This window comes from Corallococcus sp. EGB (genome assembly GCF_019968905.1).
Taxonomy (GTDB): Bacteria; Myxococcota; Myxococcia; order Myxococcales; family Myxococcaceae; genus Corallococcus.
Genome location: NZ_CP079946.1, coordinates 7,142,586 through 7,169,498, shown reverse-complemented (window position 1 = coordinate 7,169,498; position 26,913 = coordinate 7,142,586). Strand labels below are relative to the sequence as shown.

11 protein-coding genes and 1 other RNA gene are annotated in these 26,913 nt (G+C 70.4%); 4 read left to right on the top strand and 8 right to left on the bottom strand.

The window, feature by feature from the left end:
- Positions 1–5 precede the first annotated feature (5 nt).
- Positions 6–1,844, top strand: a complete 1,839-nt coding sequence (locus KYK13_RS29095; protein ID WP_223636175.1) for a DHHA1 domain-containing protein — start codon at positions 6–8, stop codon at positions 1,842–1,844.
- Between the two features lie 3 nt (positions 1,845–1,847).
- Here the strand turns inward: KYK13_RS29095 and trxA are convergent, their stop codons facing one another.
- The 3 genes from trxA to KYK13_RS29080 form a co-directional block, all read right to left on the bottom strand.
- Positions 1,848–2,174, bottom strand: coding sequence for a thioredoxin (trxA, locus tag KYK13_RS29090; RefSeq protein ID WP_223636172.1), 327 nt, complete (start codon positions 2,172–2,174; stop codon positions 1,848–1,850).
- A gap of 116 nt (positions 2,175–2,290) precedes the next feature.
- A complete protein-coding gene (locus tag KYK13_RS29085; protein WP_223646817.1) occupies positions 2,291–3,181 on the bottom strand; it encodes a LysR family transcriptional regulator in 891 nt (296 codons plus the stop codon).
- Between the two features lie 85 nt (positions 3,182–3,266).
- The gene (locus KYK13_RS29080) at positions 3,267–3,950 is read right to left on the bottom strand and encodes a PKD domain-containing protein (RefSeq protein ID WP_223636170.1); all 684 of its coding nucleotides are present in this window, start codon (positions 3,948–3,950) and stop codon (positions 3,267–3,269) included.
- A gap of 136 nt (positions 3,951–4,086) precedes the next feature.
- Here KYK13_RS29080 and KYK13_RS29075 point away from each other — a divergent pair, with 136 nt between their 5' ends.
- Positions 4,087–4,557, top strand: coding sequence for an FBP domain-containing protein (locus tag KYK13_RS29075; RefSeq protein WP_223636168.1), 471 nt, complete (start codon positions 4,087–4,089; stop codon positions 4,555–4,557).
- A gap of 37 nt (positions 4,558–4,594) precedes the next feature.
- Here KYK13_RS29075 and KYK13_RS29070 read toward each other — a convergent pair whose 3' ends face one another.
- The 5 genes from KYK13_RS29070 to KYK13_RS29050 all read right to left on the bottom strand — a co-directional run bounded on the left by KYK13_RS29070 (position 4,595) and on the right by KYK13_RS29050 (position 24,840).
- Positions 4,595–18,445: a non-ribosomal peptide synthetase gene (locus KYK13_RS29070; RefSeq protein WP_223636166.1), complete on the bottom strand. Its 13,851-nt coding sequence runs from the start codon at positions 18,443–18,445 to the stop codon at positions 4,595–4,597.
- Positions 18,446–18,663: 218 nt separating this feature from the next.
- On the bottom strand, positions 18,664–20,541 hold the full coding sequence (locus KYK13_RS29065; protein ID WP_223636164.1) for an OmpA family protein: 1,878 nt from the start codon (positions 20,539–20,541) through the stop codon (positions 18,664–18,666).
- A 187-nt stretch (positions 20,542–20,728) separates the two neighbouring features.
- The gene (locus tag KYK13_RS29060) at positions 20,729–22,330 is read right to left on the bottom strand and encodes a pitrilysin family protein (protein WP_223646815.1); all 1,602 of its coding nucleotides are present in this window, start codon (positions 22,328–22,330) and stop codon (positions 20,729–20,731) included.
- The gene (locus tag KYK13_RS29055) at positions 22,330–23,691 is read right to left on the bottom strand and encodes a pitrilysin family protein (RefSeq protein ID WP_223636162.1); all 1,362 of its coding nucleotides are present in this window, start codon (positions 23,689–23,691) and stop codon (positions 22,330–22,332) included. Before KYK13_RS29055 ends, KYK13_RS29060 begins: the two co-directional genes overlap by 1 nt.
- A 141-nt stretch (positions 23,692–23,832) precedes the next feature.
- Positions 23,833–24,840 carry an NAD(P)-dependent alcohol dehydrogenase gene (locus KYK13_RS29050; protein ID WP_223636159.1) on the bottom strand — a complete coding sequence of 336 codons (1,008 nt, stop codon included), beginning with the start codon at positions 24,838–24,840 and terminating at the stop codon, positions 23,833–23,835.
- 157 nt (positions 24,841–24,997) lie between these two features.
- Between KYK13_RS29050 and ssrA the strand changes: the two genes are divergently transcribed.
- Both ssrA and KYK13_RS29040 read left to right on the top strand, forming a co-directional pair.
- Positions 24,998–25,361: a transfer-messenger RNA gene (ssrA, locus tag KYK13_RS29045) on the top strand.
- 677 nt (positions 25,362–26,038) lie between these two features.
- On the top strand, positions 26,039–26,620 hold the full coding sequence (locus KYK13_RS29040; protein ID WP_223636157.1) for a bacteriocin fulvocin C-related protein: 582 nt from the start codon (positions 26,039–26,041) through the stop codon (positions 26,618–26,620).
- Positions 26,621–26,913: the final 293 nt, after the last annotated feature.

The window sequence follows — 26,913 nt, the reverse complement described above, 5'->3', positions numbered from 1 at the left end:
GGGACATGATCCTCTACGACGCGGACACGGTCGACGCGTGCACCTGGCCGGACACCGCGCAGGCGCGGCTCGCGCGCGACTACTTCGTCCCGGTGATGAAGCGCGGCAGCACCGCCTTCCTCTCCGACCGCACCACCCTGCGGCTGGTGGCGATGGACGACCTGCGCATCCCGCTGGCCATCAACGAAGCGGAGTACGACAACTCCCCCCTCCACTCCACGTGGGTGCGCTACATCGGCCTGCCGGTGGCGGCGGTGACGGCGGAGACGTACGGCGCGGCGCGCGCGGTGGTGATGCGCGGGGCCATGCGGACGCTGGGCGCGATGCTGAAGGCGGCGCGCATCGACAAGTGCGTCTACGTGGACCACTGGCTGGTGCTGCGCAACCTGCACGTGAGCCTGGGTGAGGCGCAGGTGGAGCGCCTCACCGCCTTCCTGGTGGAGCACTTCCCCGGGCACGCCATCGTGTTCCCCACCATCAACCCGGCGAACGCGTCGCCCCTGCTCAACACGCTGGCCGCCAGGGACTACGGCTTCCTCTACGCGGCGCACACGCGCATGACGCTGCCCACGCAGGACGTCAGCCGGCAGGTGCGGGAGAACCGGCGCCGCGACGGGCGGCTCCTGGAGGCCGCGGGCTACCGCATCGTGGACGGGCGGGAGATGCCCGGCTGCGCGCCGCGCCTGCGGGAGCTGTACCGGTCGCTCAACGCGGACAAGTACCACTCCACGCTCGACTTCACGGAGGAGTTCTTCGCGTGGACGCTGCGCGAGGGAATCTTCCAGTACTGGCTCGCGGTGAAGGACGGGCGCGTGGACGGCTTCTACGCCACGCACGTCAGCGACGACGTCGTGTGGTCCCCGCTGTTCGGCTACGACCTGTCGCTGCCGCAGGAGCTGGGGCTGTACCGGGGGCTCGTGCACCGCCTCATGCAGGACGCGCTGGAGGTGGGGCTCACCATCGAGCTGGGGCCGGGCGCGGATCCGTTCAAGAGCCTGCGCGGCTCGCAGCCGGTGCCCCGCTGGAGCGCCTTCCACGTGAAGCACCTGTCCGGCTTCCGCCAGTACGCGTGGCGCACGCTGCAGCGCTACGTCAACGGCGGGGTGCGGCCGGCCGCCAACGCGATGCTGAAGAAGATCGACGGTGACGCCGCCGTCGGCTTTGGCCCCCTGGCGCTGCCCTTCACGCCGCCCACGGGCCAGACGCCGCGCGAGTCGGCCCGGGCGCTGCGCGAGCAGGTGGACGCGCTGGAGGCGGCGCTGGAGTCCGCGGCCCGGCTGGAGGGCGAGGCGCGGCTGCGCGAGCTGTCGCCGCTGTCGCAGCCCCTGCACAACTGGCCGCAGCCCATGCCTCGTGTGGTGGCCCTGCGCGAGCGGCTGACGCGGCTGGAGCAGGAGGCGCGCCGCAAGCCCGCGCAGGCCCCGGCGCCCGCGAGCGTGACCCCCGCGGACCAGGCCCGGCAGCTGCTCCAGGACGCGACGCGCTGGGGGGACACGGCGCTCGTCGCCGCGCACCTGGGCGAGACGCCGGCCCCGCACCTCAAGGCGCTGGTGGAGGCGCTGCGGCAGGCGGCGGGCAGCGTGGGCGTGGTGCTCACCGCCACGCGCGGCGACAAGGTGGTGCTGGTGACGGCCGCGAGCGAGGCGCTCCGCGGCCAGGGCGTGGACGCGGGGCAGCTCATGGCCCAGGCGGCGCCCTGCGTGGAGGGCAAGGGCGGCGGTTCCCCGGAGGTGGCCTGGGGCGGAGGCTCGCGCGCGGACGGCATCGACGCGGCGCTCACCGCGACCCGGCGCTTCGTGGAGTCGCGGCTCGCGGGCCCGGTGCCGTCCGGCGGCGTGGGCTGAGCGTCAGAGGACCTGGCGCACGGCCTCCTCCAGCTTCGCCCTGGGCACGGCGCCCACCACCTGCTTCACCACCTTCCCGCCCTTGAAGAACAGCAGGGTGGGCATCGCCCGGATGCCGTACTGCTCGGGCGTGCGCGGGTGGTCGTCCACGTTGAGCTTGGCCATCTTCATCCGGCCCTTGTACTCGGCGGCCAACGAATCGATGACCGGCGCGAGGACCCGGCACGGCGGGCACCAGGTGGCGGTGAAGTCCACCAGCACCGGCTCCTTCGCCTCCAGCACCTCGCGTTGGAACTCCGCGTCTCCCAGCTCGATGACGTCGCCAGCCATGTGTCCCATCCTCGCGTGAAGGGCGCGGGCTTCCTTCGGGGCCGCGCCTCGTGTCCACGGGATGTAGTCGCGGGCGGCGCCTCGGACGAGCGCCCCTGGCGGGACGCATTGTTCCGTCAGGAGCCCTCTTCCTCCTCCCACGGCAGCGCGGCGCCGCGCGCGGACAGCAGCTTCAGGAAGGCGCGCACCTTGAGGGGCAGCTGCCGGCGGCTGGGATAGACGGCGTAGATGGGCAGGCCCGGGGGCGTGTCCGCCGCGAGCACGGGGATGAGCAGCCCCGCGCGCACGTCGTCCGCCACGAGCGAGGCCGGAAGCCGCACGATGCCCAGCCCCGCGCGCGCCGCTGCCTGGCCCGCGCGCTCGCTCGGCACGCGCAGGCGGCCCGTCACCGGGACGGTGCGCGCGCTCCGGCCCTCGCCGAAGAACCACACCTCGTCGGTGCCGGACTCGGCCAGCAGGATGCACTCGTGCGCCGTCAGCGCCTCTGGTGTCCGGGGCGTGCCGTGGCGGCTGAGGTAGTGCGGGCTGGCGTAGTAGCCCGTGCGCACGCGCCCGAGCCTGCGCGCCATCAGCGACGAGTCCGCGAGCGGCCCGGTGCGCAGCGCCAGGTCGTAGTCCTCCGCGATGAGGTCCACGTGCGTCTGCGCGAGCGACACCTCCACGCGCAGCCGGGGCTGGTGCAGCAGCAGCTCCGCGATGACGGGCGTGAGCAACTCGCCCAGGAGCGACAGGGTGGCGATGCGCAGCGTGCCCTGGGGCGTGCCGCGCGACTCGCTCACCGCCGCGTTCACCTCGCGGGCCTCGGCCACGAGCCGCGCGCAGTGGGCGTGGTACTCGCGGCCTGCTTCCGTGAGGCGGAGCCTGCGCGTGTTGCGCTCGAGCAGCCGGATGCCCAGGCGCTCCTCCAGGGCGGCCAGCCGGCGGCTCACCGTGGACTTGCGCAGGCCCAGGCGCTCCGCCGCGGACGTGATGCTGGCCGCCGCCACCACCTCCGCGAAGAGGAGCATGTCGTCCAGCAGGGGCGGGTTCGCGGCCACGGAGGCGAGCCTATGCCCGGGCCGGAAGCGGTGCGAGCCCCCCGTGGCCCGGCCATCAGTCGTTGGCCGCGCCCGCGAGGATCCACGAGCGGACCAGGACGTTCAGCCCCGGGTGCTGATCGAAGTACTCCGGCGTGCCCATGGGCATGCGGTCCCCGCACGCCGTGCCCTCCATCTTGCGCACGAGCGCGGACAGCTCCGGGGCGCCGGGCGTGACGCGCGGGAGCGTGCCGCCACAGGCCATGGCGAGGGTGTCCATCAGGCTCGCATGGCTGCTGTCCGCCGCGAGGCTCAGGTTGCCTGCCTTGCCGTGGCAGTTCGTGCACTGCGAGGAGCTCCACACCGGCTGGACATCCGCGGCGTAGCGGGGCACGGACACTGGCAGCGTGACGGTCCGCACCACGGGTGGGTTCACGCCGTCCGTGACACTCACGGCGAAGGTGAACGCGGTCTGCGCGGCCACGACGGGCGAATACCACTGCATGCGCTCGCGGATGGTGTCACCCACCCAGGTACCTGGAGTGCTTGGAGAGACCTGCGTCCATTTGTACGTCAGCAGGTCTCCGTCCGGATCCTCCGCGGCGACGGTGAAGGTGCCGGTCGCTCCGGCCACCAGGGCGGTGGGCGCGGTGATGGCGTCGCTGACGGTGGGCGGTTGGTTGGACGCATCGTTGCCGCAGGCGCTGCCCCCCGTTCCGACGAGCAGCAGGGGCAGGAGGAGCTGCTTGGAGGGGAGCATGGGGGGCCTCGGAAGCGCGAGTGCCCGGCAAGCTGGTATCCGATGGTGATTTCAACCCAGTGTCCGGAGGGACCGGACAAAATCAGGCTGACGCACGTTGGGGTTGGCCGTGAAGGCAGGCAGGGAAGAGCACGACATGTTTCGAGTCGAGTCGGAGAAAGAGTTGCAGCGCGCGTTCCGCTCGCGGGACCGCAAGTACGTTGAATTGCCCAGGGGCACCCAGCTTCCACTCTTCGTCCGGGACTACCTCTCGTGGGTGGATCCGTATGGGGTGCGCGTCTTCCTCGTGTTCGTCGCGCCCGGGAGCAAGCAGCCCACGGGCATCACCTTCCGTAGGGATCAGCAGGGCGACCCGACCCTGGCGCCCAAGATGTGTGACTGGTGCCAAACACCCACCGAAGCGGAGGTGGGCCTGCTTACGACGGATGTCGACTCGAAGCGGCGCGTGGGCGTGAACGTCTGCCTCGACCTGCGCTGCGGTGAGCGCCTGGAGGCCCTCGCGGACCGCTCGGGTCGCAGCGCCCTGGACGAGAAGGCGCGGCTCCTCGAGCGCATGGCGCGCTTCGCGAGCGAGGCGCTGGGGCTGGAGCCCGACGCGGACGCTTGAGGAGGCGGGCCCGCGTCCAGGCCCGCGCTCCCGCGCGCTACCGCCCCTGCAGGTGGCGGCGCAGGTGCTCCGCCACGGTGGAGACATGGGGGGCGCTCAGCATCGTGTAGTGCTCTCCGGGCACGTCGTGCATGGTGACGGGCCCCGTGAGCCACGTGCTCCAGAGGGGCTCCCCGGAGGCGGGCTGCTGTCCCGCGGTGGCGCGGAAGAGGAGCGTGGGCCCCGAGTAGCCACCGGTGGGCACGTAGCGGCGCTGTGCCTCGTAGAGCCGCGTGTGCAGGGCGAGGAGGCGCTCGGCGCTCTCCAGGTCCAGCCCGGGATTGCCTTCGGGCGTGTTCCGGAGCTGCTCCAGGATGTACGCGAGGCGCTCGCGTCCATCCATGCGGCGCAGCCGCTCCAGGTGCAGGGACTGTTCCTGCCACCGCACGCCGAGCGTCCGACCCCAAAGCGCCAGCAGGCCGAGCGGATCCGCCTCGGGCCGCGGCTGGGGTGTGGGCACGGTGGAGTCCATCAAGGCCAGCAGCTCCACCTGCTCACCCAGCGCCTGGAGTTGACGCGCCATCTCCAGTGCGACGAGTCCTCCGAAGGACCAGCCTCCCAGCAGGTACGGCCCTCGCGGCTGCACGGTGCGGACCTGGTCGAGGTAGTCGCGAGCCAGCGCTTCGACGGACGCGGGAGGAAGCGCACCGCCCTCCAGGCCCGGCGCGGACAGGCCGTAGACAGGCCGTTCGCGGCCCAGCTGGCGGACGAGCTCGGAATAGCCCATCACGCCACCGCCGCCGCCGTGGACGAGGAAGAAGGGTCGGATGCCCTCCGCGCCGGCCGCCAGTCGCACGAGGTTCGCGGGAAGCGAAGGCGTCTCCTGCTGGAGCCGCCGTGCCAGTTGCTCGACGGTGCCGTATTGGAAGAGGGCCGCCATGGGGAGCGCGTGCCCGGTGTGCACGCGGATGGAAGCGATCAACCGCAAGGCCAGCAGCGAGTGGCCACCCAGCTCGAAGAAGTTGTCGGTGATGCTGACGCGAGGCACGCGAAGCACTTCCGTGAAGGACCTGGCCAGCTGCTCTTCGAGCGACGTGCGGGGTGTGACGTGGCTTCCGGACGTGGAGGTCTCCAGCGCGGGAAGGGCCTGGAGGTCCACCTTGCCGTTGGAGGAGAGGGGCAGGGCGTCGAGGTGGCCCAGGGCCGAGGGCACCATGTAGTCGGGCAGCCGGTGCTTGAGGAAGGAGCGCAGCTCCGCCATGTCCAGCGATGCGGCAGCGACGACGTAGGCCACGAGCCGCTTGTCGCCGGGCACGTCCTCGCGGACGACTGCGACGGCTTCGCGGACGTCAGGGTGAGAGCGCAGGGCGGCTTCGATTTCAGGCAGCTCGATGCGGAAGCCGCGCACCTTCACCTGGGCGTCCGCGCGGCCGAGGAACTCCAGCACACCGTCCTCACGCCAACGGGCGAGGTCGCCCGTGCGGTAGAGGCGCGCACCAGGAGTGGAGGAGAACGGGTCAGGGACGAAGCGCTCCGCGGTGAGGGCGGGCTGGCCCACGTAGCCGCGAGCCAGTCCATCGCCCCCGACGTAGAGCTCTCCCTGGACACCCGGAGGAAGAGGGTGTCCCGAAGCATCCAGCACGTACACCTGGGTGTTGCCCAGGGGGCGTCCCAGCGGGACGGACGTCCCCACCTGCGAGGCATGGGTGAAGCGGTGACTGGTGGCGAAGACGGTGGTCTCGGTGGGGCCATAGCCCGCGATGACGGGGAGGCCCAGGAGCTCCAGCACGCGGCGCACGTGAGGAGCGGAGACGACGTCGCCACCGGTGAGCACCTGGCGCAGCGAGCGCAGCGCGGGCAGGTGCGAGTCCACCAGTTGGGAGAAGAAGCCCGCGGTGAGCCACAGCGTCGTCACGCTGTGGCGCACCAACACGCGCTCCAACTCAAGCGGGTCCGCCGGCGGGTGGGCGGGGAAGACGGCCAGCTTCGCGCCATGCAGCAGCGCGCCCCAAACCTCCAGGGTGGAGGCATCGAAGGCGAGGGGCGCCATGAGCAGCAGCGTCTCGTCGGGGCCGAAGCGAGCGTAGTCGACACCGAGGAGGGTGCGGAGCACGGCGGCGTGAGGCGTGCCGACGCCCTTGGGCCTGCCAGTGGAGCCGGAGGTGAAGTCGATGTACGCGAGGCTCTGGGGCAGGGCGCCCGAGGAGGGCGCATGCGTGGGCAGCGAGTCGAGAGCCAGTTCCTCCAGCACGACGGGCCGCAAGTTCTCGCAAGGCAGCCGCGAGAGCAGCGCGCGAGAGGTGAGGAGGACGTGAGGCCGTGCATCCTCCACCATCGCGTCCAGGCGCGAGCGTGGATAGGCAGGGTCCAGCGGTACGTAGGCCGCACCGGCCTTGAGGATGGCGACGAGGGAGACGACGAGGTCCAGCGAGCGCTCCAGGGCCACGGCCACGCGCGCGTCAGCGGTGACGCCCAGTGAGCACAGGTGCCACGCGAGCTGATTGGCGCGTGCGTCCAGCTCCCGGTAGGTGAGGCGCGAATCCCCGAACTCGACGGCCACCTTCTCCGGGAAGCGGGCCACCACCTGCTGGAAGACTGATGGCAGCGTGGAGTCACGCGGGTACTCGGCCGCGGTCGCGTTCCACTCCACCAGCACCTGCTGACGCTCTGCCTCCGTCAGCAGGGATACGGCCCCCAGGGGCGCTCCGGGCCGGGCCACGAGCCCTTCCGCCAACATGCGGAGTCGCTCCGCCATGCGAGTGGCCGTGCGCGGCTCGAACAGGTCGGTGTTGTAGCCGAGAGTTCCCACGAACCCGTCGGAGGACTCCGCCAGGTTCAACTCCAGATCGAACTTGGCCGTGGTGTCCTCCACGTCCAGCGCGTGCATCGTCAGTGCGTCCGCGCGCGGTGACCAAGGTGCGGGGTCCTGCAGCGTGAAGACCGTCTGGAATAGCGGCGACCGGCTCGGGTCACGCGCTGGCTTCAGCTCCTCCACCAGCTTTTCGAACGGGAGGTCCTGGTGGGCGTAGGCCCCCAGCGCGACCTCCTTCACCCGGCGCAGCACCTGGCGGAAGGAATCGCGGCGGTCCACGTAGGCGCGCAGCACCAACGTGTTGACGAAGAATCCGACGAGCCCCTCCAGTTGTTCATGCTCACGGCCCGCGATGGGCGAGCCGACGGCGAAGTCCTCCTGCCCGGAGCAGAAGGCCAGCAGGATCTGCCAGAGCGCGAGCAGCGCCATGAATGGCGTGACGACCTCCTGCTGGCAGAGGGCCTTGAGCCCCTGCGCGACCTTCTCCGACAGGACCACGGGCACCCGCGCGCCACGGTAGGTCTGCACGGCCGGGCGAGGCTTGTCCGTGGGCAGCTCCAGCGCATGCGGCACGCCGTCGAGCTGCTGCTTCCACCACTGCACCTGCTGCTCCAGCACCTCGTCCCGGAGCCAGTCCCGCTGCCATGCGGCGTAGTCCGCATACTGGAGCGGCAGGGGCCGCAAGGGCGAAGGCTGCTCCCGCGAGAACGCCGCATGGAGCGCTCCCAGTTCCTCGACGAGGATGCGGTTGGACCAACCGTCCGAGACGATGTGGTGCAACGTGACGAGCACGACGTGACGCTGCTCCGACAGGCGCAGCAGCGTGGCGCGCATCAGGGGCGGACGCGAAAGGTCGAAGGGCTTGCGCGCTTCTTCCTGGGCCAGCCGGCGGACCTCCTCGGGCTGCTCCGCCTCCGGCAGGTGGCGCAGCTCCACCAGGGGCACGACCAGCTCCACATGCGGATGCGGGTGCTGGACCGGCTCTCCGTCCTCACGTGCGTGGAACGTGGTGCGCAGGGCTTCGTGACGGTGGACGAGCTCCTGGAGGCTTCGAGACAGCGCCTCGGCGCTCAACGGGCCGTCGAGCCGCAAGGCGGCGGGGATGTTGTAGTGGACGCTTCCCGGTTGGAGCCGGTCGAGGAACCACAGGCGCTGCTGCGCGAAGGACAGCGGCAGTGGGCCGGTGCGGTGAACAGGCACCAGCGGAGGACGCCGCACGGCCTGCCGGGGATGCGAGCCGCCCTCGATGCGCGAGGCGAGCGACGCCACGGAAGGCGCCTCGAACAACGCGCGCAGCGGCAGCTCCACGCCCGTCTCCGTGCGCACCCGCGACACCACCTGCGTGGCCAGCAGGGAGTGGCCGCCCAGCGCGAAGAAGTCGTCCTGTACACCCACCCGGGGCACTCGCAGCACCTCCGCCCAGATGGCCGCCAGCTTCGCTTCCAGCGCCGTGCGCGGCGCTTCGTACGTGCTGACGGACGCCGGCGCGTCGGGCTCCGGCAGGGCCTTGCGGTCCACCTTGCCGTTGGCGTTGAGCGGCAGCGCCTCCAGCACCACCACCGTTCCCGGCACCATGTATTCCGGCAAGCGCTGACGCAGGCGCGTCCTCAGCACCTGCGCTTCAATCGTCGCGCCTGCCTTCGGTGCCACGTACGCCACGAGGTGCTTCTCCGCGCCCTCGCCCTTCGCCACCACCACCGCGTCCTTCACCGCTTCCTGCTGGCGCAGCGCGGACTCCACTTCACCCAGTTCGATGCGGAAGCCTCGCACCTTCACCTGGAAGTCCACCCGGCCCAGGTATTCCAGCACGCCATCCGCGCGGTAACGCACCCGGTCTCCCGTGCGATACATGCGGCTGCCTTCGGGGCCGTACACCTCAGGGAGGAACTTCTCCGCCGTCAGCTCAGGCCGCTGGAGGTAGCCGCGCGCCTGGCCTTCGCCCGCCAGGTACAGCTCTCCGGCTACTCCCACCGGCACCGGCTGGAGGAACTTGTCCAGCACGTACGCCCGCGTGTTGGTGAGAGGCCGGCCGATGTTCGGAACCTCCTCGCGCCCCACCAGCGACCACGTCGAGTACGTCGTGTCCTCCGACGGGCCGTAGAGGTTGTAGAGCTTCTTCACCGAGGGCAGCGCGTACACGGCCTTCGTCAGCGTCTCCGGCAGCGCTTCGCCCGCGAGGTTGATGACCTGCGCCGACAGCGGCACCGCCCCCAGCTTCACCAGCTGCGCCATCGCCGAGGGCACCGTGTTGATCAGCGTGACCTCGGCGTCTGGCTTCGCTTCGGCCAGGGACAGGGCGTTCTGCACCACCACCACGCTGCCGCCCCGGATCAGCGGCGCGAACAGCTCGAAGACGGAGAGGTCGAAGTTGAGGCTCGTCGCCGCGAGCACGGCCTTCGTCTCCTCCTCCGTGAACGTCTCCGTGGCCCACGTCAGGAACGCCACCGCGTTCCGGTGCGTCACCGCCACGCCCTTGGGGCGCCCCGTGCTTCCGGACGTGTAGATGAGGTACGCCACGTTCTCCGGGTGGACCTCCACCGAGGGCGGTGTGGACGGTCCCTCCTGGAGGTCCGCGTCCGTGTCCAGGCACACCGCCTGCGCGGTGAAGGCGGGCAGGAACTCCCGCAGCCGCGAATGCATCACCAGGGCCGGACCGTCCGCGTCTTCGAGCAGCCAGCCCAGGCGCTCCTTCGGATAGCTCGGATCCAGCGGCACGTACGCGCCGCCCGCCTTGAGGATGCCCAACGTCCCCACCACCACGTCCGCCGTGCGCTCCACGCATAGGCCGACCCGCGACTCGGGGCCTACGCCCAGCTTGCGCAGCCGGTGGGCCAGCCGGTTCGCCCGGAGCTCCAGTTGCTGATAGGTCAGCCGCTGTTCGCCGCTCACCACCGCGACGGCCTCCGGCGTGCGCCGGGCCTGCGCTTCGAAGAGGCGGGGGATCGTCGCGTCGCGCGGATACTCCGCCCGCGTCTGGTTCCACGTCACCAGGACCTGCTGACGCTCCGCGGCCGTGAGCATGGGCAGCAGCCCCACGGCTTCGTCCGGCTTCGCCACCACGCCTTCCAGCAGCACGCGCAGATGTTCCGCCATCCGGCGGAGGGTGGCGGCCTCGAACAGGTCCGTGCGGTAGCTCAACGCGCCCTGGAGTCCCTGGGGTGTCGGAGCCAGGGCCAGCGTCAGGTCGAACTGGGTCGTCTGCTCCTCCTGCTCCAGGGGCAGCAGGCGAAGCGGCGCGGATCCACCTGGCAGCGACAGGGGCTGCGTCGGCGCGTTCTGCAGGGCGATCAGCACCTGGAAGAGCGGCGAGTGGCTCAGGCTGCGCTGGGGTTGCAGCGCCTCCACCAGCTTCTCGAAGGGCGCGTCCTGATGCTCATAGGCGGCGAGCGTGGTGGCGCGCACCTGGGCCAGCACCTGGCGGAAGGGCGCCTTCGCGTCGACGTGCGTTCGCAGCACCAGCGTGTTGACGAAGAAGCCGATGAGCCCCTCCGTGTCCTCGCGCGTGCGGCCGGCGATGGGCGAGCCGAGGGTGATGTCCTCCTGCCCTGCGTAGCGCGCAAGCAGCACCTGCCACGCGGTCACCAGGCCCATGAAGAGCGTGGCGCCCTCGCGCTGGCACAGCGCCTGGAAGGACTCCGACAGCGAGCCCGGCAGGCGCACGGGGACCTGCGCTCCCTGGTGGGACAGGACGCGCGGGCGTGGCTTGTCGGTGGGCAGCTCCAACAGCGGCGGTGCTCCGGCGAGCTGACGGCGCCAGTAGGACAGGTGGTGCTCCAGGGCTTCGTCCTTCAGCCAGTCGCGCTGCCACGCGGCGTAGTCCACGTACTGGACAGGCAGGGGTGCCAGCGTCGAGGGCCGGCCCGAAACATGGGCGCCATACAGCGCGGACAGCTCGCGCACGAGCACTCCCATGGACCACCCGTCGGAGACGATGTGGTGCATGTTCAGCCACAGCACGTGCGCCTCGGCTCCCAAGCGCAGCAGCGACACGCGCAGCAGCGGTCCGCGTGTCAGGTCGAACGGGCGCCGCGCTTCTTCTCGCAGCCGCGCCTCCAGCACCTCACGGGAGGCTTCGCCCAGCTCCACCACGTCCAGTGCGAAGGGCACCTCGGGGAGGATGACCTGGGCGGGCTCTCCGCCTTGGGAGACGAAGACGGTGCGCAGCGATTCGTGGCGGGCGATGAGCGTTGCGAAGGCCTTTTCCAGCGCGGCCACATCCAGCGCGCCCTCCACGCGCAGGGCCAGGAAGATGTTGTAGGCGGCGCTGCCCGGCTCAAGCTGATCAATCAGCCACAGCCGCTGCTGTGAGAACGACAGCGGCAGCGGGCCGGTGCGCGGGACGGGGACGAGCGGCGGCGCGGGAGGCAGGGCCACCACGCCGCGCATGCGCAGCTCCCGGAGGACCTCGCGGGCCCGGCGGAACGCTTCCGCCCAGGTCAGCGTGTGGCCTTCGTGTTCGACGGCGACTGTGTCGGGGTGGCGCAGCGCCTGGGCCTGGAGGAGCCGGTGCAGGGAGGCATCCTCCGCCGAGGCGTTGCCGGCCTCGCTCCAGGAGTGGAGCAGGAGCCCGCGCTCCGCGAGCGTGAGCATGTGAAGCGCGGAGAGGCGGCGCTCCGGAGCGTGGAGGGCGCTGTCCAACAGGACGCGCAGGTGCCCCACCATGTGGCTGGCGGTCGCGGCGTCGAAGAGGTCGGTGTTGTATTCGAGCAGGCCCTTCAGCCCTCCGGCGGTGTCGTTGAGCGCGAGGGTGAGGTCGAACTTCGCCGTGCCGCCCCGGGGCTCCAGCGGCTGAAGCTTCAGGCCCGTGCTCAGCGTCTCCGGCATGGGAGCGTTCTGGTACGCGAGCATCACCTGGAAGAGAGGCGGGCGGCGCGGGTCGCGCTCTGGCTTCAGCGCCTCCACGAGCTTCTCGAAGGGCACGTCCTGGTGCGCGTACGCGCCCAGGGCCACGTCGCGCACGCGCGCGAGCAGCTCGCGGAAGCTCGGGTCGCCGTCCAGTTTCGTGCGCAGGACCAGGGTGTTGACGAAGAAGCCGATGAGCCCCTCTGTCTCCGCCTGCGTGCGGCCCGCGATGGGCGAGCCCACGGAGATGTCCTCCTGGCCGCTGTAGCGCGAGAGCAGCAACTGGAACACGGCCAGCACCACCATGGAGGGCGTGACGCCCTCGCTCCGGCAGAGCGCGTGCATCGCGTCTGACAGCTCACGCGAGAACTGGAAGGGCACCACAGCGCCACGGAAGGTCTGTGTCGCGGGCCGGGGGCGATCCGTGGGCAGCTCCAGGGCCTTCGGTGCGCCGTGCAGTTGCTGGCGCCACCAGCCGAGCTGCGACTCCAGCGCCGCGTCGCGCAGCCAGCCGCGCTGCCAGACGGCGAAGTCCGCGTACTGCACGGGCAGCGGCTTCAGGTGGGGGGCGCGGCTCTCGGCGTGGGCGGCGTACAGCGTGGTCAGCTCCTGGAGCAGCACGCCCATGGACCAGGCGTCGGAGATGACGTGGTGCATGGTGAGCAGCAGCAGGTGGTGTTGCTCGTCCATGCGAACCACGAGGACGCGCCACAGCGGGCCGGCTTCCAGGTCGAAGACCTGTCGTGCCTCGTCGTCGAGGATGGTGCCGAGCGCGCGCTCCGCGTCGGGCAGGGCGCTCAGGTCCATCCACGCGGCGGGCAGCGAGGGGGCGGACGCGATGACCTGGACGGGGCCGGACTCCTGCTCACGGAAGGTGGTGCGCAGGGATTCATGGCGCTGGAGCAGGTCGCGCAGGCCGCGAGTGAGCGCGGGCACGTCCAGGGCTCCTTCGAGCCGCATGACGAACGGGAGGTTGTACGCGGTGCTGTCGGGCTCCAGCTTCGCGAAGAACCACAGCCGCTGCTGGGCGAAGGACAGGGGCAGTCCGCCATCGCGTGGCACCGGCTTGAGCGAGGGCACTGACAACGCGGGACGCACCGGGCCCTGGGACTCCAGGCGCCGGGCAATGGCTTCCACGGTGGGGGCCGCGAAGAAGTCCGCGATGGACAGCTCCGCCTGGAACGCGCGCCGGATGCGCGAGAGGAGCTGCGTGGCGCTGAGCGAGTTGCCGCCCAGGTCGAAGAAGTTGTCCTCGGCGCCGACGGTGCCCGCCTGGAGGACCTCTTCCCAGAGCGTGGTGAGCAGCCGCTCGGTGTCCGTGCGCGCCGGGCGCGTCCGTGCGCGAGTCTGGAAGGTGGAGGGGGCCGGCAGGGCCCTGCGGTCCACCTTGCCGTTGGAGGAGAGGGGCAGGGCGTCGAGGTGGCCCAGGGCCGAGGGCACCATGTAGTCGGGCAGCCGGTGCTTGAGGAAGGAGCGCAGCTCCGCCATGTCCAGGGATGGGGCAGCGACGACGTAGGCCACGAGCCGCTTGTCGCCGGGCACGTCCTCACGGACGACTGCGACGGCTTCGCGGACGTCAGGGTGAGAGCGCAGGGCGGCTTCGATTTCAGGCAGCTCGATGCGGAAGCCGCGCACCTTCACCTGTGCGTCCGCGCGGCCGAGGAACTCCAGCACACCGTCCTCACGCCAACGGGCCAGGTCGCCCGTGCGGTAGAGGCGCGCGCCAGGAGTGGAGGAGAACGGGTCAGGGACGAAGCGCTCCGCGGTGAGGGCGGGCTGGCCCACGTAGCCGCGAGCCAGTCCATCGCCCCCGACGTAGAGCTCTCCCTGGACACCCGGAGGAAGAGGGTGTCCCGAAGCATCCAGCACGTACACCTGGGTGTTGCCCAGGGGGCGTCCCAGCGGGACGGACGTACCTACCTGCGAGGCATGGGTGAAGCGGTGACTGGTGGCGAAGACGGTGGTCTCGGTGGGGCCATAGCCCGCGATGACGGGGAGGCCCAGGAGCTCCAGCACGCGACGCACGTGAGGAGCGGAGACGACGTCGCCACCGGTGAGCACCTGGCGCAGCGAGCGCAGCGCGGGCAGGTGCGAGTCCACCAGTTGGGAGAAGAAGCCCGCGGTGAGCCACAGCGTCGTCACGCCGTGGCGCACCAACACGCGCTCCAACTCAAGCGGGTCCGTCGGCGGGTGGGCGGGGAAGACGGCCAGCTTCGCGCCATGCAGCAGCGCGCCCCAGACCTCCAGGGTGGAGGCATCGAAGGCGAGGGGCGCCATGAGCAGCAGCGTCTCATCGGGCCCAAAGCGAGCGTAGTCGACACCGAGGAGGGTGCGGAGCACGGCGGCGTGAGGCGTGCCGACGCCCTTGGGCCTGCCAGTGGAGCCGGAGGTGAAGTCGATGTACGCGAGGCTCTGGGGCAGGGCGCCCGAGGAGGGCGCATGCGTGGGCAGCGAGTCGAGAGCCAGTTCCTCCAGCACGACGGGCCGCAAGTTCTCGCAAGGCAGCCGCGAGAGCAGCGCGCGAGAGGTGAGGAGGACGTGAGGCCGTGCATCCTCCACCATCGCGTCCAGGCGCGAGCGTGGATAGGCAGGGTCCAGCGGTACGTAGGCCGCACCGGCCTTGAGGATGGCGACGAGGGAGACGACGAGGTCCAGCGAGCGCTCCAGGGCCACGGCCACGCGCGCGTCAGCGGTGACGCCCAGTGAGCGCAGGTGCCACGCGAGCTGATTGGCGCGTGCGTCCAGCTCCCGGTAGGTGAGGCGCGCATCCCCGAACTCGACGGCCACCTTTTCCGGGAAGCGGGCCACCACCTGCTGGAAGACTGATGGCAGCGTGGAGTCACGCGGGTACTCGGCTGCGGTCGCGTTCCACTCCACCAGCACCTGCTGACGGTGTTCATCCGCGAGAACCGTCACCGTGTCACGCGGCTGCGCTGCGGCGCGGGCCGCCCACTCACGCGCGACGTCTTCCAGCGGAACCATGGGCACGGGCCGGGCACGGGCCTCCCGTGGCTTGGTCGGTGACGCAGCCGGCGGCCCCTTGCCTGCGAGCGCCTCGTCGATGAGGCGGGCCACGGCCTCCAGCGTGGGGGACTCGAACAGGCGCCGCAGGGGCAGGTCCACCGTGAAGGTCTGGCGGATCCGGCTGAGCGCCTGCGTGGCCAACAGCGAGTGCCCACCCAGGTCGAAGAAGTGAGCATTCGCTCCGACGCGAGTCACGCCGAGCAGCTCCTGCCACAGCCCCGCCAGGCGCTGCTCGGTGGGGGTGCGTGGCGCCACGTACTCCCGGGGATCGCTTCCCGCCACGTCCGGAGCCGGCAGGGCCTTGCGGTCCACCTTGCCGTTGGTCGTGAGCGGGAGCGCGGGCAGCACCACGACGGCGGAGGGCACCATGTACTCGGGCAGGGCGTCCTTGAGGGCCGTCCGCAGCTCGGTTCCGGTGGCGGTGACACCGTCGCGAAGCACGACGTAGCCCACCAGCCCCTTGCCGCCGGGCCCGTCCTCGCGCGCCACCACCACGGCGTCACGCACCGGGGGCAGCTTCGCCAGCGCGGCCTCGACCTCGCCCAGTTCGATGCGGAAGCCGCGCACCTTCACCTGCGCGTCCGCGCGGCCCACGAACTCCAGCGTGCCGTCCTCGCGCCAGCGCACCACGTCGCCCGTGCGGTACAGCCTCGCGCCCGCTTCGCCAGAGAAGGCATCCGGTACGAAGCGCTCGGCCGTGAGCGAGGGCCGGCCCGAATAGCCTCGCGCCACGCCCACGCCGCCCAGGTACAGCTCACCCTTCACGCCCACGGGCACGAGCCCGCCCCGAGCATCCAGCACGTACGCGCGCACGTTGGCCAGCGGCCGGCCGATGGAGGGCACACGGCCGTCCGCCGTGCACCCGGTGAGCGTGGCCATCACGGTGGCCTCCGTGGGGCCATACGTGTTGAGGAACGTGCGGCCCGGCGCCCACCGCGCCACCACCTCCGGAGGCAGCGCCTCACCGCCCGAGATGACGGTCCGCAGCGCGGGCAGCCCCTCCGGCGCCGTGGCCGCGAGCGTCGCGGGCGTGAGGCTGATCACGGTGAGGGCCTCGTCGCGCAGCAGCGTGCGCAGCGGCTCGCCCGGCATCAGGTCTTCCCGCGGCGCCAGCACCAGCGTCGCGCCGCTGCACAGCGTGGTGAAGATCTCCTCCACCGACAGGTCGAACGACAGGCTGGCGAACTGGAGCACGCGGCTGCCCGGCCCGATGCCGTAGGCCGTGGCCTCATGCGTGACCAGGTTGCAGACGCCCCGGTGCTCGATGGCGGTTCCCTTGGGAGTGCCCGTGCTGCCGGAGGTGTAGAGCACGTATGCCAGGTTCCGCGGCCCCACGCCGGAGGCAGGCGCCAGCACGCTCTTTGCCGCGAGCCGCTCCCCCTCCACGTCCAGGCACAGCGCCCGGGCGCGAGCACCCTCAGGGAAGCGCTCCAGCAGCGGAGCCTGCGTCACCAGCACCGTGGCGCCGCTGTCCTCCAGCATGAAGGCCAGCCGCTCCCGAGGCAGCATCGGATCCACGGGCACCCACGCGCCGCCCGCCTTGAGGATGCCGAGCAGCCCCACGGCCACCTCCAGCGAGCGCTCCACGCTCAAGGCCACCCGCACCTCCGGCCCCACGCCCCGGCGGCGCAGGGCGTGCGCGAGCTGGTTGGCGCGCGCGTCCAGCTGCGCGTACGTGAGCGTCCGCCCCTGGAACCGGACGGCCACGGCGTCAGGTGTCCGCCGCGCCTGCGCCTCGAAGAGCGTGTGCAGGCAGCGGTCCTCCGGGAAGGGCGCGGCATCTCCGGCCCAATCGCGTTGGAGCCGCGCCGCCTCGGCCGCGTCCATCAGGGGCAGGTCACCGACGCGCCGGCCCGGATCCGCGACCGCGCCCTCCAGCAGCGTGCGCAGGTGCGCGAGCAGCCGCTGCATGGTGCCGGGGTCGAAGAGGTCCGTGTTGTACTCCGCCGTGAGGCGCATGCCCTGGGGCACCTCCATGGCGATGAGCGACAGGTCCGTCTTGCTGGTGCGGTTGTCCACCGGCTCCGCATCCAGGACGAGCCCCGGCAACCGCAGCGGCGGCAGGGGCGCGTTCTGCAGCGTCAGCGCGACCTGGAAGAGCGGATTCACGCTCAGCTGGCGCTCCGGCTTCAGCGCGTCCACCAGCTTCTCGAAGGGCACGTCCTGGTGCGCGTAGGCCTCCAGCGTCGTCTCGCGCACGCGGCCGAGCAGCTCGCGGAAGGACGGCTGTCCGGACAGGTCCGTGCGGAAGGCCAGGTAGTTGGTGAACAGCCCGATGAGCCCTTCCAGCTCCGCGCGGCCACGGCCCGCCACGGACGTGCCCACCACCACGTCCTGCTGGCCGCTGTAACGCGACAGCAGCACCTGGAAGCCCGCCAGCAATACGCCGAACAGCGTGTTGCCCTCCGCCAGCGCGAGCGCCTTGAGCGACTCCACCAGCGGCACGGGCAGCACCGCGTGGAGGCGCGCGCCGCGTCCGGAGAGGACCGCCGGACGGGGCCGGTCCGTGGGCAGCTCCAGCACCGCGTCCGGATCCAACCGGCCGCGCCAGAAGGCCAGGTGCGACTCCAGCACCTCGCCTCGCAGGAACTCGCGCTGCCAGCCCGCATAGTCGGCGTACTGCATGGGCAGCGGCGCCAGCGGTGAAGGCCTCCCTTCCGCGAGCGCCGGGTACAGCGCGCTCAGCTCGCGCACCAGCACGCCCATGGACCAGCCGTCCGTGATGATGTGGTGCAGCTTGAGCAACAGCACGTGCTCCAGCGCGTCCAGCCGGTACAGCACGGTGCGCAGCAGCGGCCCCTTCTCCAGGTCGAAGGGCCGGCGCGCCTCCTCCGTGATGAGCCGCAGGGACTCGGCCTCCCGCTCGGGAGCGGGCAGCGACTGCAGGTCCACCAGCGCCAGCGCGAGCTCCATCGCCGGCGCGATGTGCTGCAGCGGCCGGCCATCCTGTTCGATGAACGTGGTGCGCAGCGGCGCGTGACGCCGCACCAGCGCCTGGAGGCTGGCGCGCAGCACCGCCACGTCGAGCACGCCGGAGAACCGCACGCGCACCGGGATGTTGAAGGCCGCGCTGCCCGGGCTCAGGCGGTCCTGGAACCACATGCGCTCCTGGCTGAAGGACACCGGTGCATGCGTGGGGCGGACCTTGCCGCGCAACAGCTCCGCCAGCCGCGCCCGCTTCTGCTCCGGGGTCAGCTCCGCGCCAATACCTTCCCCTTCAAATGTCCCCATGTTTCGAGAATATCCGGTCAGCGCGGGTCACTGGGTAAAAGCGACCCACGGCGATATTCCCGAGAATTTCGACGCAGCGCGCCCGACCAGGCGCGTCGTGCGGCGCGGGACGACGACGCGCGGGCGGGGCATTTCGCCCCAGTCCTCCCGCCACCCGGAGGAGAAACAATGCCGGTGATTTGGGACGGCCCGGGGAGGGGCCGTCCCAACGGCGCGGGTTACTTCTTGCCGGCTGGCGTGCCCGGCGCGGGCGTCGCGGGAGGCGCGCCGGGGCCGGGGACGGGCTCGGTGCCGGGCGGCGGCGGCTGGCCGTGGGGCACCACCGTCTCCTTCGGCCCGGTCTCCACCTCCGACTTCACCAGCTTGAAGTCCACGCGCCGGTTCTTCGCGCGGCCCAGGGCCGTGTCGTTGCTGGCGATGGGCCGGTCGAACCCGAAGCCCTCGGACGTGAGGCGCTTGCGGTCGATGCCCTTCTTCACCAGGTAGTCGAGCACCGACTTCGCGCGCCGGTTGGACAGGTCCATGTTCAGCGCGCGCGAGCCCTTGTTGTCCGTGTGCCCTTCAATCTGCACCGGCCCCAGCGTCGGGTTCTTGTTGAGCACCGTCGCCACCTCGTCCAGCAGCGGGTACGACTGCTTCTGGATGATCGCGGAGCCGGTCTCGAAGAGGATGTTGCCCTTGATGCGGATGCGGTCGGACTCCACCACCACGTAGGGCGGGGCGTCGTACGGGCAGCCGTTGTTCTCCGGCGGTCCGGCCACGTCGGGGCAGTCGTCCTCGCCGTCCGGAATCTCGTCGAGGTCCGTGTCCGGGCAGCCGTCGAAGTCCTTCGGGCCGGGCACCAGCGGGCACTTGTCCAGCCGGTCGACGACGCCGTCGCCGTCGGTGTCCTTGTCCGGCTCCACCGGGCAGCCCTTGTTCTCCTTCGGGCCGGGCTTGTTGGGGCACGCGTCCTCGCCGTCCGCCACGCCATCGCCGTCGTTGTCCGGATCCGGGCAGCCGTCTTCGTCCGCGAAGCCGTCCTTGTCCTCGGGCAGCGTGGGGCAGCGGTCGCGCACGTCGGGCACGCCGTCGCCGTCCGAGTCCGGGCCCTCGTCCTTGAAGGTCTTGTCGTAGCGCACGGCCAGCATCACCCGCAGGGCCTCGCGGCCGTAGCCAGTGGTGGCGTTGAGGCCGCGGCCCACGTCCAGCTCCACGCCCCAGTCGCCCCACACCTTCGCGCGAGCGCCCACCAACAGCTCCCACGGCGACTTGAGCGAAGCCGCCTGGTCGAAGTTGAAGGGGCGCGCCAGCGGCGTGCGCAGGTGCATCTCCGCGGTGGCCTTCACCTCGTGCAGCCGGCTGATGTCAGGCAGGTCCACGATGCCGCCCGCGCCCAGCGTCAGCTCGTCGTCCACGCGCAGGTTGAGGTACTGCGCGGCGGGGCGGATCAGCACGCCCGCGTTGCCCAGCACGCGCACCGGGCCGAACTTCCGCTCCACCGCCAGGCGCGGGGCCACGACCACGCCGCGCTCACCCGTGAAGCTCTGCGCGCTGCCCGTGGGCAGCCGCACCTCCGCCACCAGCGAGAGCCCCACCGGGAAGTGGTTCGGGTTGAGCAGGCTCACGCGCGGCAGCACGCGGATGTCGCCCAGCGTGGTGCTGCTCACGCCCGCGGCGCCGGGGAAGTTCGGGGAGTTCAGCGCGTCCCCGAGGAGCGAGAAGTTGTCGCCCTGCACCAGCGTGACGGGCAGGTCCACGCCCAGCTCCAACCGCTCCAGCAACTGGTAGGAGAACAGCAGGTGCGCGTCCAGCCGGTACGGCAGCAGGTCCCCCAGCTTGTCGTCACCCAGCTTCAACGCGAGGATTCGCCAGTTGAAGTCCAGGAGCAGCGCGCCCCGGTAGCTGCCCACCGGCTCCACGGTGGCGCCCTCCAGTCCAATGCCGCTGTCCTGCGCGGGCGTCGGTTTCACCGGGACGGCGTCGAAGCCGCGGGAGAAGGGGTCTGGCTGGGCGTGGGCCGCTGCCGTGGTGAGCAGCAGGCCCAGGAGCGCGAGTCGCAGGGCCGCGCCGCACGCGGACCGGCTCCACGAAGGTTCGGAGTCGGGGCATTGCATCCTGAGGCTCTTAGCACCCACCTCCTCCCGCCGGAAGAAAACCCACCCTCCGCGTGCGCGCTACAGCTCCATGCCATTTCTACACATGCGGGATGCGTGGCTGTGTTTCAGGGGGTGTTGCTCAAGACACACTTCCAGGCTGCCCCGGCGCTCGAAAAGAGCTCGAGCGCCGGGAGGAGCGCGGACCTCAGCGCTCCATGAACTGCGCCGCCGGGACGACCTGGATGGCGTCCGGGCGCACCGGCAGCTTCTGCTGGATGAGCGTCTCATCCAGCTTGAGCAGCTCCGGCGTCTTGGGCGACGCATAGGTGATGGGCGATGGCGCGCCTGACTTCAGCTGCTGCGTCAGCCCCTGCGCGTCCTCCGTCACGTAGACGAACGCCAGCTTCTCCGGCGGGAGCTGGCGGCGCACGGCGGCCTGCACGGACTCCGGCGTCATCGTCTTCAGCGCCTCGCGGTACGCGTCCAGGAAGTCCGGCGTGCCGTAGTAGAGCGAGTCGATGGCGTAGCCCAGCCGCCGCTGGTCCGTCTGCTCCCACAGGCGCGTGTAGCCCTGGAGGAAGCCGCGGACCAGGTCGAAGCGGTCCTGCGAGAGGGGCTCCTTCGACATGCGCTCCAGGAAGTACACCGCGCCACGCGTGGCGAACACGGCGTTGGCGGGCACCACGGGACGCAGCCAGAGCGAGATGTCCTGCTGCGTGCGCACCAGGTTGGTGCGGTTGAAGGTGCCGTTGCCCCGGTCCTCGATGAAGTGCTCGGCGTAGGCGTAGTCGCCGTAATTGAGGCCGCGCTGCTCCCGCAGCTCGTTGAAGAGCACGCCGATGAACTGGCGGTGCTCGCCCAGGTTCGACAGCGCGAACGCCACGGGGAAGAAGTCCGGGTCTCCGCGGCGCAGCGGCGTGACGAAGCCCATGCTCACGGCGGTGGAGAGCGCGGGCTTCTGGAGGATGAGCGTGCGCCCCGCGGACGACGGCACGGGGGGCAGCTCCACCCGGGGCGCGCCCGTGGCGGGCAGCGCGCCCAGGCGCGAGGTGACGGTCTGCTGGAGCTTCGCATCCACCGGGCCCGCGAGCCCGATGACGAGCCGGTCCTGCGTGAAGACGCGGCGCGCGTGCGCCTTCACGTCCTCCAGCGTGAGGGACTGCAGCCCCTGCACGGTGCCGCCGGTGAAGTGGGCGTAGGGGTGCCCCGCGTAGAGCAGCGCGTCCAGGCCCACCTTGCCCAGCGTCTCGTCGTCCTCGCTGCGCAGGCCGTTGCGCACGGCGTTGAGCGCGTTGGCGCGCTGGCGCTCGAACTCCGCGGAGTCGAAGCGCGGCGCGAGCAGCGTGTCGGTGAAGATCTCCAGGAACGCGGGCAGGTAGTCCTGGTGGACGCGGCCGGAGAGGGTGGTCATCTCCTTGTCGGTGAAGACCTTGAGCTCCGCGGCCATGGGGTAGAGCGCTTCCAGGAGCTGCGCGGCGGTGAGCTTCTGCGTGCCGCCCTCCGCCATCAGCTTCGCGGTGAGGGCGGTGAGCCCCTCCTTGCCCTTCGGGTCGTCGATGGAGCCCGTGTGGAAGACGAGCCGCAGGCTGACGATCGGCGTGTCCGGCCGGGCCTGCACCACGAGCTGCATCGGCTGTGGCTGCTTCAGCGGCACCGCGGGCACGGCGCCCGGCTCCGCCTCCAGGGGCGCGGGCTTCTCGGGCGGGGGCGGCGGCGGAGCCTCCGGAGCGGGCTTGGGCGCGGAGGCGCAGCCGGCGAGCGACAGCGCGGCGGCCAGGACAAGCGACACGGTGGCGTGGGTCTTCATCACGGCGTCCCTCCGGCGGAGACCTTGGGGGTGAGGGTGAGGACGGTGAGGTTGGTGTCCTTGAGGTACTTCTTCGCGAACGTGGTGAGCTGCTGGGGCGTCACGGTGCCCAGGAACTTCAGGTAGCTGGCGAGCGCATCCGGGCGGCCCATCACGCCCGCGTAGAGGGCCAGGTCGATGGCCACGTCGCGCGGCGTCTCCATGTCCATCAGCAGGCCGTAGCGCAGGTGGTCCTGGATGGCCTTCACGCGCGCGGGGTCCACCTTGCCGTCGGCCAGGGTCTTCACCTCGCGGCGCAGCACGGCGTCCACGTCGGCGCGGTACTTCTCGTCCTGGAGCGTGACGTCGATGGGGAAGAGGTACGGGTCGCGGTGGGGCGTGGTGTAGACGTTCACCGACTCCACGTACTGCTTCTCCAGCACCAGCTCCTTGTACGCGGGGCTGGTGTCGCCCACGAGGTACTCGGCGAGGATGGCCTGGATGGAGGCGTCGGGGGTGTCCGCGCGGGCCGCGGGCGTGTGCCACGCGAGCACGTGGCGCGGCTGGGTGGGCTGCGGCCAGTCCACGTGGACGGAGCGCTGCTTCGTCTGCTCGGGCTCGGTGGGGATGGTGACGTTGGTGGGCTTGGGCTGCCAGTTGCCGTAGGCCTTCGTCACCTGGGCGACCACCTGCGCGTCGTTGAAGTCACCGACGATGAAGATGAGGGTGTTGGCGGGCGTGTACCAGCGCTCGAAGAACGAGCGGCTGTACGCATACGCCTGGGGCATGGCCTTGACGTCCTCGTAGAAGCCGAGCGTGGTGTGCTGGTACGTGTGGCGGGTGAAGGCCGTCTTCGCCAGGGCCTCCTCCAGCTTCAGGTCCGGGCCCGCGGCGTTCTTGTGGTACTCGCCCAGGACGGCGAGCGCCTCCGTCTGGAAGGACGGCTCGGAGTACTCCAGGTGCTGGAAGCGGTCCGCCTCCAGGTTGATGAGCTTCTCCAGGCCGGCGGTGGGGCCGTACACCTGATACACGGTGATGTCGTCGGTGGTGAAGGCGTTGTCGTCGAAGCCGAAGCCGCCGAGGATGCGCTCGCGCTGGCCCTCCGGGTTCGCCTTCGTCCCCTTGAACATCATGTGTTCGAAGAAGTGGGCGAAGCCGGTGCGCCCGGGCTCCACCTCGTTGCGCGAGCCCACGCGCACGGCGGTGACGTACGCGACGATGCCGGGCGAGTTGAACGGCACGCGCACCACGGTGAGCCCGTTGGGCAGGCGCGTGGTGTTCATCGTGTAGGGGAAGAAGCGGGAGGCGTCTGAAGGCTGCTGTGCCAGCGCCGGCAGCGCCGGCATCAGGAGCAGCAGCAGGAGGGGCAACAGGCGGCGCATGCGCGGACCCTTTCGTTGCCGGGACGCGCCCCTGTGCTGGAGCGGACGGTCCCGGGAGGAACGCGGGACCTTACGCTGGAGGTAGGCCGGATGGGGGAGGCTTTCTGATGGCGCCTGTCGTCTGCGCGCCAGAGTCGCGCCTCACACGCTGATGACGATCTTCCCGAAGTGGCCGCCGGACTCCATGTACTGGAGGGCCTCGCGCGCCTGGGCGAAGGGGAAGACGCGGTCGATGACGGGCCGGGTCTTCTCCTGGGACATGGCCTTGAGCATGCCCTCGAACATCTCGCGGCTGCCCACGTAGGTGCTGATGACGCGCAGCCCCTTGGTGCCGGTGGCGGCGGGGTCCGGCTTGCCGGGGGCGCCGGTGAGCAGGCCGATGAGCGCGATGTGGCCGCCCGCCTTGGTGGCCGTGATGGAGCGCGGCAGCGTGCCCGCGCCGCCCACCTCCAGCACGTGGTCCACGCCCTGGTTGCCGGTGAGGGTGAGCACCTCCTGCTCCCAGTCCGGCGTGCGGCGGTAGTTGACGAGCCCTTGCGCGCCCAGCTCCTTCGCGCGCTGGAGCTTGTCGTCCTGGCTGGAGGTGATGATGACGCGCGCTCCGAGGAGGCGGGCGAACTGGAGCGCGAAGACGGACACGCCCCCGGTGCCCTGCGCGAGCACGGTATGCCCCCGCTTGAGGCCGCCCTGGGGGATGAGCGCGTTCCAGGCGGTGACGGCGGCGCAGGGGAGGGTGGCGCCCTCCTCGAAGGAGAGCCAGTCCGGCAGGTGCACGAGCCCTTCGGCGTCCACGCAGACGTACTCCGCGAGGACGCCGGGGACGCTGCCGCCGAGCGCGTGGGCGACCCGCTCCGGGGTGCGCTCACCGTCGGTCCAGACCTGGAAGAAGGTGGGGGCGACGCGGTCGCCGGGCTTCACGCGGGTGACGCCGGGGCCCACGGCGACGACCTGGCCAGCGCCGTCAGAGCAGGGGATGAGGGGCAGCTTGAGGCCGGGGTAGGTGCCCCGGGCGATGATGAGGTCGCGGTAGTTGAGGGAGACGGCGTGGATGCGGACGAGCGCCTGGCCGGAGCCCGGCTGGGGCTGGGGCGCCTCCACGAGGTTCCAACTGGAGGAGCCGGTGGGAGTCTTCAGCTCGTACGCCTGCATGGAAGTGTCTCCAGTGAGGGGCCTGCCCGAGGAGCAGGCAGGGGAGGGGATGTAGCAGGGGCGACCGTCGTGGCCTCAGGAGGATTGACGGGGGGCGTTCAGCGGTTAATGTAGGTCGAGTGCGGAGCCGTTGGGGCCGCATGACGTACATCGAACCGGGGGCGACCTGGCTTCGACGGGGGCAATGACGTTCGAGACGCGTGCCGAGCTTGTTGGGTGCTCGTAAAACTTCCGACAACAACACAAAAGCCAACGACAACGTTGAGCTCGCGCTGGCTGCCTAACTAGCAGTCTCTAGTGCGCGGTCCCCCTGCTCTCGGTCCGTGGGGTAGGGATGGGCCGTCATAATGCGGACTGGCTGCCGAGGGTGCCTGGGCCCGAGGCGGCGAGACCTTTCCAGGACCGGCATCAGGTATCCCGTCCGTGGGAGCCCTGGTGACGTAGCAAATCGCGGACTACGCACGTAGGGTCGAAGAGCCGACGGCTTTCGGACGAGGGTTCGATTCCCTCCGCCTCCACTTGAAAGGGCCCGTAATCCTCAGGGATTACGGGCCCTTTCATTTTCCACCGCACGGCCGGTGCCCCTGTCTTGCCCCACGCCAGCAAGGGCGTGTCGAGGCCTGGGGCCACGTCCCGCTTCACCGGCCGCTGGCCGTTGTGGGGGACCACGAAGCCTCGGCCGCCAAGCGTGATGCGCGGCTCCAGCGCAGGGGCTCATCCTGGAATCATTCGCGTGGCTTGCGAACGTTCTTGCACGAATCGACACCTACCCGGTTCGAGCTCACGCGCTTTACGTTCGTGACATTCGTCCGCTGACGCTCGGACACCTACGCTGGTTCTGCACCGGGACATCGGCTCGGACAGGGCTCGCAAGCGCCCGCTCGAAGCGCGCCGAGTCTTCGCAAAGGATCGGGCATCAATCCACGCCGATTACCCTTCAGCCTTCGAGCCTGACGTCACGGTTGAGATTGGCTTTCCATGCAAGTCTGGCTTCGCGCCGCCGGCCCCAAAGGGCAAAGAGGTGTTTCCCTTTGGACGGAGGTTGGGTCTATCTGGTTATGGAGGTTTTACATGTTGATGGTTGTTGATAGGGATGGCCTGGGCTCCCGTGGCCCGATTGAGGAGTTTGTCCCGACAGGTGTGGTTCCCTCTCAATGCCGGAGTGGAAATGAATATCTGGATCAGGATGTCGAGTCGAATGGCTGGTTTGGTCGTTGCGATGGCCATGGGCGTGCTTGGATTGCTCCCTGCTCACGCATTGGCGAGTGGTTGCGAGGAGGCCAATGCATGGGTGGCGCAGCATGCGGATTCGCTCCCTAGGACATATGCTGAATTCATTCAGCAGCCAATGATGTATCGAAAGGCTATCTATTCCGCATCGTCGCCTGAGACGAAGGCGGCGCTCTGGAGGGCCCACCTTGAGCAGTACCTCCAGGAGCATCCCGCGCTGAACTCTAAGCAGGTGGAGTTCATTCAACAGGCAATTGCCACGCTGACGCCCGAGTTCTTTCAGAATGCTACCGCGGCCAGCGGTTCGTACCAGATTGGTGCCTTGAAGACGCGCGGCTCAGAGGTCTTCACGAAGGACGAACTCGCGAACATCATCGCGCAGCTCGGCCCCGAAGAGGCTGCTGCGGTGCCAGGAGTCCAGTGTTCCTGTTCGACGGCATCTGACTATTGTGGCTCCGGCCATAAGTGCTACTCCGCCAATTGCGATCAGGTTAATGGTTGCGGAACTTTGTGGTCTTACAAGTGTAATGGGATTTGCTACGTGCCGTAGTCTACGTGTTCCTCGAAGCGCGGTTGCTTGTCGGAGGCGACATGTCCTGCGGGTGAGGCGGAGCAGGGCCTCATCCCGCAGTTGGCGTATCCGCCCCCACCGGCACCAGCTCACGGGGGAGTCTTCTGCCGCCGGTCACCATGGCGGCGTGATCTGGGCGCGGCAGGGGCCAGGTGCGCACTCGCCGTGGGCAACCCCAGGTGCTCCAGAATCGCTCTCGCCCCTCCTGCTCCCCTCACGTGCGCGAACACGTCCAGGGCGAACGTCCTCTTCAGCAGCCCGGCTCAGCCCCA

Coding starts and splice junctions, on each gene's coding strand:
- KYK13_RS29085 (WP_223646817.1), bottom strand. CDS start 3,181: ATGCTCCTCTTCGCGGAGGTGGTGGCGGCGGCCAGCATCACGTCCGCG.
- KYK13_RS29075 (WP_223636168.1), top strand. CDS start 4,087: ATGTTTCGAGTCGAGTCGGAGAAAGAGTTGCAGCGCGCGTTCCGCTCG.
- KYK13_RS29040 (WP_223636157.1), top strand. CDS start 26,039: ATGGCTGGTTTGGTCGTTGCGATGGCCATGGGCGTGCTTGGATTGCTC.
- KYK13_RS29065 (WP_223636164.1), bottom strand. CDS start 20,541: ATGCAATGCCCCGACTCCGAACCTTCGTGGAGCCGGTCCGCGTGCGGC.
- KYK13_RS29060 (WP_223646815.1), bottom strand. CDS start 22,330: ATGAAGACCCACGCCACCGTGTCGCTTGTCCTGGCCGCCGCGCTGTCG.
- KYK13_RS29080 (WP_223636170.1), bottom strand. CDS start 3,950: ATGCTCCCCTCCAAGCAGCTCCTCCTGCCCCTGCTGCTCGTCGGAACG.
- trxA (WP_223636172.1), bottom strand. CDS start 2,174: ATGGCTGGCGACGTCATCGAGCTGGGAGACGCGGAGTTCCAACGCGAG.
- KYK13_RS29055 (WP_223636162.1), bottom strand. CDS start 23,691: ATGCGCCGCCTGTTGCCCCTCCTGCTGCTGCTCCTGATGCCGGCGCTG.
- KYK13_RS29095 (WP_223636175.1), top strand. CDS start 6: ATGATCCTCTACGACGCGGACACGGTCGACGCGTGCACCTGGCCGGAC.
- KYK13_RS29050 (WP_223636159.1), bottom strand. CDS start 24,840: ATGCAGGCGTACGAGCTGAAGACTCCCACCGGCTCCTCCAGTTGGAAC.
- KYK13_RS29070 (WP_223636166.1), bottom strand. CDS start 18,445: ATGGGGACATTTGAAGGGGAAGGTATTGGCGCGGAGCTGACCCCGGAG.